The 2614-nt window shown below is 58.3% G+C and carries 2 protein-coding genes; both read left to right on the top strand.

The features are described from left to right. Positions 1-132 precede the first annotated feature (132 nt). Positions 133-2064 (top strand): DNA polymerase, encoded by a 1932-nt coding sequence (locus H6G62_RS26660; protein WP_190500807.1) that lies wholly within the window; start codon positions 133-135, stop codon positions 2062-2064. Positions 2065-2234: 170 nt separating this feature from the next. Beyond that, a partial coding sequence (locus tag H6G62_RS26655) for a CAAD domain-containing protein (protein WP_190500805.1) occupies positions 2235-2614 on the top strand: 380 nt, incomplete at its 3' end.

Here is a 2614-nt window from a genome sequence, read left to right as displayed (position 1 = left end):
GGTGCTTGAGCCCCCAAAGTCAACGGCCAGGATGAAGTGGGGTTTAGCCGTACGTGGCATAGTCACTCCAAATATCGTCTCTCTGACGCTATCTAGCCCGAAGCCAAACTGACCTCTATCGAATAGGAGAGGTTGGCCTATGCCATTGGTAGAGGCTTAAACGCATTCAGCAGTAGCGGCTATCGCCCTAGGGTGCGGTTGTTTTTCCGTTCTCCCATGGCCAATGCCGATTTCTATAGCTATAACGAAACCGCTGCCCACGACGCCACGCCCAGCACCCCATCCAGGCTAAACCTAGACTGGCACTACATCACCACGACCCGTCACCTCGAAACAGAAGTCGCCCGACGCTTAACCTGCAAAGCTTTGGGTATCGATACCGAAACCACGGGCCTGGATCCTCATTCAGACCGGACTCGCCTGGTTCAGGTCGCCACACCCGCTAGGCCCACCCTCGTCATCGACCTATGGAAAATTGACGATGTCAGCGCCCTCAAAACCCTGTTCGCAGGCCCAGCCCTGAAGGTGGGCCATACCCTCAAGTTTGATTGGCAGATGCTAGCCACCAGCGGCATCCCCTTACACGGCCCCTTCTTTGATGCCTACCTAGCCCACAAGGTGCTCCATGCGGGACTTAAGGTGAAGTCGGGCCTCAGCGCCATCGTCAAAGACCTGCTGGGCGTTGACCTCGACAAGGCTGAACAAGTCAGCGACTTTTCAAGGCCCGAACTGAGCCACCAGCAACTTCAATATGCCGCCTGGGATGCCGCCTACAGCCTTGCCCTGCGTAGACCCCTAGCCCAACGGCTTAAACAGGCGTCCCAGCATTACCACGCTCGGTTCCTGCATATCGCCAACCTAGAGTCGGCCTGCGTTCCGGCCACCGCCATGATGGAGTTGAACGGCATGGCCCTTGACCCAGAACGCTTTGAACAGGCCGTTACGGCGTTTAGGCACCAGAAGCAAACGGCCCTCGCGCAATTCCATCAAGCTCTGGGCCTGGAAACTAAGACCCAAATTAGCCTGCTACCGACCGAACCGCAGACCTTCGGCATCAACCTAGCCTCAAGTCAGCAGGTCCGAAAGGCTTTGGCTGAACAAGGGCTCACCCTGAAGGCCACTGACCAGCGCACCATCATCCGGGTTGTGGATCGTCATCCGGCCCTACCCCACCTGCTTGAATGGCGGCACCAGGCCAAAGTCCTCGATACCCTGAACAGTTTGCCCAGGCATCGCCATCCGGTCACGCAACGGCTACACCCCCAGGTCAGGCAGGTCTCGGCCAGGAGCGGACGCTTTAGCTGTCGTAACCCAGCCCTCCAGACCGTACCTCACGATAACGCCATCCGTCGCTGCTTTGTCGTCCGGCCCGGACATCGGCTCATTAAGGCAGACTACTCTCAAATCGAGTTAAGGATTGCCGCCAAGATTACCCAAGACTCCCTGCTGGTCAAGGCGTACCGCACGGGCCAGGACGTTCACCGCATGACTGCGGCCCTATTGCTGGACATGGCCCAAACCCAGGTGACTCGCGAACAACGACGCCTCGGCAAGGCCATCAACTTTGGCTTGATCTATGGCATGAGCGCCGCCCGCCTCCAACTTGAAGCCCAACTGCAATATGGCCTAATTCTCAGCCATAAGGATGCCCTGGCCCTGCACCAACGCTACTTTCAACTCTTTACAGGGGTCGCCCAGTGGCACCGAAAGGGTAAGCGGCAGCTTTATCGTAATGACGGCATCCGTCATGCAACGACATTGCTGGGTCGGGTGCGGCAGTGGGCCGATAAGCCGGACTTCGCAGAGTGGATCAATGCCCCGGTTCAAGGCACCTGTGCCGACATGATCAAGCGGGCCTTAGTCGCGTTAGTGCCCCATCTCAATGCCGATGTTCACCTGCTGATTGTCGTCCATGACGAGATTGTGCTGGAGGTCAGGCAAGACCTAGCCCCGGCCATCGCTCAGACCTTGACCCAGGTCATGATAGCCGCCGCCCAACCGCTGATTGCGCCCATCCCCATCGAGGTAGACACCCAGATTGGACACAGTTGGGCTGGGGATTGAAGGGAGATGGAGGGCTATCGCCCAAAAAAAGGAGATGGGGCTGAGACGGTGCAACAAACCAATGCGTACCGCTCTTGACGATTCCTAGACTGGCCCCATCTCTCACTTAGGTCAGAGGTCATCTGGTGACTGGCCACCTAAGCTGAACAACAATTACCCCAGGAGGCGCTATGACCACCGCACAAAAACAACGGCCCACTCACCCCGCTGAAGCCCACGCCACCCAAGCCGTGACGCCGGACATCCAAGCCCCCACTGAGGCACCCAAAACCGTTGCGGATTCGCCCAACCAGACCGCACACTGGAACCAAACCTTTGAACGGCTCACCGCACTCCCCAACCAAGTCAGCCACCTGGCAGGGCAATACCGCTCGCAGCTCAAGATGGTTGCGGTTCTGGTCGCCACCCTCGTCGTCATGCGGCTGGCCCTCGCCGTCCTGGATGCCATCAACGGCATTCCCTTGATGCAGCCCTTGCTGGAACTGGTGGGGCTGGGCTACCTCGGCTGGTTTGCGATTCAACACCTGCTTACCGCCGACAGCCGTCAAGA

This window comes from Phormidium sp. FACHB-1136 (assembly GCF_014697375.1).
In the GTDB taxonomy this organism is placed as follows: domain Bacteria; phylum Cyanobacteriota; class Cyanobacteriia; order Phormidesmidales; family Phormidesmidaceae; genus Nodosilinea.
This window is presented reverse-complemented; position numbering and strand designations above follow the sequence as displayed.